The 4,594-nt window shown below is 61.3% G+C and carries 6 protein-coding genes and 1 pseudogene; 4 read left to right on the forward strand and 3 right to left on the reverse strand.

Annotation, left to right across the window (positions count from 1 at the left end):
* From Q319_RS0122450 to Q319_RS0122460, 3 genes are all read left to right on the forward strand, one after another.
* The coding region (locus tag Q319_RS0122450) for an IS5/IS1182 family transposase (protein ID WP_029484632.1) at nt 1-305 on the forward strand (305 nt) is incomplete at its 5' end.
* Between the two features lie 506 nt (nt 306-811).
* On the forward strand, nt 812-1,423 hold the full coding sequence (locus tag Q319_RS0122455; protein WP_029484633.1) for a ParA family protein: 612 nt from the start codon (nt 812-814) through the stop codon (nt 1,421-1,423).
* Entirely contained in the window at nt 1,420-1,698 is a 279-nt protein-coding gene (locus tag Q319_RS0122460; protein ID WP_034416443.1) for a hypothetical protein, read from the forward strand. The genes Q319_RS0122455 and Q319_RS0122460 overlap by 4 nt, the downstream gene beginning before the upstream one ends.
* Nucleotides 1,699-1,791: 93 nt before the next feature.
* Here the strand turns inward: Q319_RS0122460 and Q319_RS0122465 are convergent, their stop codons facing one another.
* The 3 genes from Q319_RS0122465 to Q319_RS0122475 form a co-directional block, all read right to left on the reverse strand.
* Nucleotides 1,792-2,880 (reverse strand): DmpA family aminopeptidase, encoded by a 1,089-nt coding sequence (locus Q319_RS0122465; RefSeq protein ID WP_034416445.1) that lies wholly within the window; start codon nt 2,878-2,880, stop codon nt 1,792-1,794.
* 139 nt (nt 2,881-3,019) lie between these two features.
* Complete coding sequence (locus Q319_RS0122470; RefSeq protein WP_029484636.1) at nt 3,020-3,550, reverse strand: hypothetical protein; 531 nt, start codon at nt 3,548-3,550, stop codon at nt 3,020-3,022.
* A 99-nt stretch (nt 3,551-3,649) separates the two neighbouring features.
* A complete protein-coding gene (locus tag Q319_RS0122475; RefSeq protein WP_156039553.1) occupies nt 3,650-4,075 on the reverse strand; it encodes a hypothetical protein in 426 nt (141 codons plus the stop codon).
* A gap of 270 nt (nt 4,076-4,345) precedes the next feature.
* Between Q319_RS0122475 and Q319_RS28470 the strand changes: the two are divergent.
* A pseudogene (locus Q319_RS28470) lies at nt 4,346-4,594 on the forward strand (hypothetical protein); the annotation flags it as partial.

The raw sequence follows: 4,594 nt of genomic DNA on the forward strand, positions 1-4,594 counted from the left end.
CACGGAGGCGCTTTGTGCGCCTCCGTCATGTCTGGGCCGATGGTGGTTATCTGGGCAAGCTGGTCACCTGGACGCTGGAAACACTGGGCTGGACATTGGAAATCATCAAACGCAGTGACAGGGCCACAGGGTTTCAGGTGCTGCCCCGTCGCTGGGTGGTGGAACGCTCATTGGCGTGGTTGACGCGCTCACGTCGGCTGAGCCGGGACTACGAAGGCCGCTGCCATACCTCCGCTTCCTGGTGCTATCTCGCCAACATTCGCCTGATGCTCCGTCGCCTCGACCCATCCGTCGAACCTTTATAAACACGCTCTGAGCGTCGTGGCTTCGGCACGACCATAGCCACCCGCCTTCGGAGGAGATGTGGAAAGACGAATTCGAGGGAGGCTGGCCAAACTTCCAGAATTTCGTACAGGCAAAATTCTCTTCTTCCTTTCGATGAGGAAGAGAGCGCCGCTGTCCTGTTGGCAAGTCACCGGACCGGCGACACGGATTCCGCCAACCGTTTGACCGGGTCGGTGTCAGTACATACTTGCATTCTGACGTCCGTCTGTAAGGACGTCATTTTGCACAGTTAAAATTTTGAAAGCTCATTCTCAGGCATGGATCATCCCTCCGATCGCTCGTTGGTCTTGCTCGCAGAGGAGAGTATGAATGAGGTCGCCCCCGGAAGCACCGGAGAAACAAGCTGTTCCGCCTACGTCAAAGCTGTCCTTCCATCTGGATGTACATATGACTGTTCAGAATTTTGCACAGATGGAATTGCAAACTTTCAGTGATACGTCTATGCATACTGTTGTACAGTCGTTTCATGATCGTGACTGTGGCAGGCTACAAGGGCGGAATCGCCAAGACGACCACCGCCGTTCATCTGGCGGCTTACTTGCAAACGCTTGCCCCCACGCTGCTGGTGGACGGAGACGCCAACCGCAGCGCGTCCCTGTGGGCCTCACACGGGGGACTGCCTTTCACGGTGGTGCCTGAAGCACAGGCGATGAAACACGCGCGGCAGTTCGAGAACATCGTCATCGACACTGGGGCGCGGCCCAGCGCGGACGAACTCCGTGATCTCGTCGGCGGCTGTGACCTGCTGGTGTTGCCCACCAACCCCGAGGCGATGAGCCTTGACGCGCTGCTCCAGACCACCGAGGCCCTGCGCACCATCGGCGGAACCTACCGCATCCTGCTGACCCTGGTGCCGCCGTCTCCATCCCGGGAAGGGGCAGAGGCGCGGGCACTGTTGGAGGCCGAGACCCTGCCGGTGATGCGCGCGTCCATCCGTCAGACGGTGGCGTTCCGGCACGCGAGCGCACAGGGCGTACCGGTCTACGCGCTCAAGGGGCAGCGCTCGGCGAAACTGGCCTGGATGGACTACGAAAGGGCTGCCAAAGAGATTGTCGCCGCAGCAGGGGAGAGGGCGTGACCGGCAGCAAGTTTGCGGGCCTCAAGGCCATGCGGGAACGCCGCGCGCAGGAAGCGGAGGAGACGGCCGATCAGGCAGAAACTCCAGCCGCGTCCGAAGAGCCGCGCCGCCCGGTGGGCCGCCCGCCCGGCAAACGTTCGAATCCCGACTATCAGCAGGTCACGGTCCTGCTCCACGGCCAGACTTACCTGGAAGCGCGTAAACGCCTGCTGGACGAGCGCAAGGAGGTCAGCGAGCTGATCAATGAGTTGCTGGATGCCTGGCTGAAAACTTGAAAGTACGGAATTTTGCACGGATGAAATGATGCACAGACATCAGATCAAGTGTACTTTCGATGCATGATGGGTGGGTTTAAATAGCCGGCTGGCTCAGGGCTGTCCTTCGTTCTCTGTCCCTACATCCGCCAGGAGTTCCAGCGGCAGCGCCTCAATGCGTCCCCCGTCATAGGTGATCATCGGGACGGCCATGCACAGCGCGTTCAGAATCGCCTCTTCTGCCCCCTCGATCACGGCCTGAAACAGCGGCGAGACCAGTTCGTTCGGCAGCTCCAGCGGCGTCCAGGCGGCCGCTCTCCGCTCAGGAGTGCGCCGCACCGAGGGTGCCGTCGAGAACGCCAGGGCGTAGTCTCCGCTGCCGTTGCTCATGGACGAACCGGTGCGGGCCAGCCCCAGAAAGCACCGGTTTGCCAGACGGCGCAGGTTACGGTCCGAAAGCGGCGCGTCTGTCGCCACGATGAACACCACCGAACCGTCCGCGTCGCCCCGGTCCAGCTCGCCGTGCAAGTAGTGCTGGCCTGCCCGCTGTCCAACAGGCAGGCCAGCCACCTGCAACACGCCGCCGAAATTCACCTGTGCCAGTACGCCCACCGTGAATCCGCCCAGGGAAGCGGGCAGCGCACGCGAACTTGTTCCAATGCCGCCTTTCCAGCCGAAAGCCACGGTTCCCGTCCCCGCGCCGACGCAGCCTTCCTGCACGGGGCCGCCGCGCGCCGCATCCAGCGCGCGCAGTGCATGTGCGGAGGTCACGGCCCGCGCCCGGATGTCGTTGACCACACCGTCGTTCGTCTCGCCCACCACAGCGTTTACGCTGCGGGCTTGTGGGTTGCGGGCCAGCGTCCAGTCCACTGCCGCCTGCATCACGGGCGCGACGCTCAGGGTGTTGGTCAGCAGAATCGGTGTTTCCAGTTCGCCGAGTTCTTGGACCTGGCTCAGGCCGGCGAACTTGCCGAAGCCGTTGCCGATGGCGACGCCGGCGGGAACGCGGTCCTCGAACAGGTTGCTGGCGTGGGGCAGGATGGCCGTCACACCAGTTCTGATGCCCGGCTCGGCGAGCAGGGTTTCGTGACCCACCAGCACGCCGGAGACGTCAGTAAGGGCATTGAGTGGGCCAGGCGGCAGGATGCCGGGGATGAGGCCCAGATCACGCAGGCGGCGGGGCACAGAGGTGGCGCTGGACATGACCCACGCTAACAGACGCTCCAAGCGTGCTGGGCAACGGAGACGAACGATTTTCCGAAGATGGTAACGCCCTATTCTGAGAGCTTCAGGGTGGTCAGGGCGGGATCCGCCGCGCTGGCTGCCGCCGAGAACGGCAGCGTCACCCAGCGTTTCTGAGAGAACAGGACCGTCTGATCCGCGTGATGCGGGGAGGCTCAGTGGACTGCGAGTAGGTCAGGATAGCCTGCGCCACCGGACCCGCGCCGTCGAAAGTCACGGTCTGGCTGGAACTGGACCCCGATACCTCCTCGCCGATGTAGCCCTGCGGGGTCAGGGGTCCCGGCTCAATCTCGTTCAGCACGCCCTCGAATTCCTGACCGCTGTTCAATGGAATGCGCACGCCATTGCGGGTGATCACCTGGATTTCGTCTAGAGGCCGGTCCGGGGTGATGTTGTTCTTGGCCAGCAGTTGCACGGTTTCGCCCAGCGCTTGGGGCAGTTGCGCCCGCACCGTCAGTTGATCCGTGTCCAGCCCCCTGGGCGTGTTGACTGGCACGGCGGCGTCGAAGGGCACGGCGTATACGCTGTGAATGGCGCGTGCCCGCTTCCAGAACTCGCGCCAGACGTGGGCGCCCGCGCTGGGCAGGGCGCTGCGGCGCGTCGCAGTCCGCCTGAAGGTCCACCACTTCACGAGACTTCAACCTGACCTTCGGCTCGGCTCAGAAGTACGATTCACGTGCAACTGAACTGGACCGACCGAGGGGGGAACCTCATGCATTCGCGCGCAGATTTATTTTTTGACGACGTTGCACCACGCGAGACTCACGTCATTGGGGCCGTCGATCCAGAGACCGGCATACCAGACTTTTGCACTGGTCAGCGAAAACTGCTCGTAGGTGCCATTCTCCAGTTCACCCAATTCCAGAGTCTTGTACTTCAACTCTGCCGGAATTTTTGCGCCCAGGGCCTTGCCCAGTGCCGTCGGATTCCCCTCCCAGTACAGCAGTTCGTGGTACTGGCATTTGCCGTTCATGGTGGCGGCGATGTCTTCAAGCAGATCGACCATCTCGCCGGAGAAGTCGTCATCCGTGAGTTCGAGGGCACCTTTGGGGAGTTGGATGCCCGTGAGTTCAGACTTGGTCACAAAGTCCGTGGCCAATGCCGACGGCATCAACAGCAAAGAAGCGGCCATCAGAAGAGCGAGTTTTTTTATCACGCCTCAGTATTGAAGTCAGTTGCTCTGCGGCGCAATGGAGGGGGGACGGAGTGCCCCAGCAGGGCAACGCTGAGTACAAAATTAGACTCGGATTCATATTTCAACACTTCCACCTTCCTAGACACGAAAAAGCTCCACGCTCGGTGGGGCGGTGGTCCTGCCGCACACGGGCAGGTCTTACGTTTGGGATGGGGGAAGCTTAGTTCGACTTTGTCCATTTTTTCAGGCGGCGCTGAGAGAAATCTCAGCGCCGCCTGAAACCATTTGGAGATGTTCAAAGTCCCAAAATGGTTCACCGATGTTATCGCCCCTTTTGCCGAGATGTTTACCCAGCCCACCTGGATCACTGCTCAAACCTTGCTTGTCGGGTCCATCCTTGCCACCCGCAAGCGCACCATCTCTGCCCTCCTGACCTTGCTCGGCCTGAGTGATGAAACCGGATTCTCCAGATTCCATCACTTTCTCAGCCGGGCCATCTGGTTTCCTTCAGTACCGGACAACTTGCGTTTAAGTGGCGCT

This window comes from Deinococcus marmoris DSM 12784 (assembly GCF_000701405.1).
Taxonomy (GTDB): Bacteria; Deinococcota; Deinococci; order Deinococcales; family Deinococcaceae; genus Deinococcus; species Deinococcus marmoris.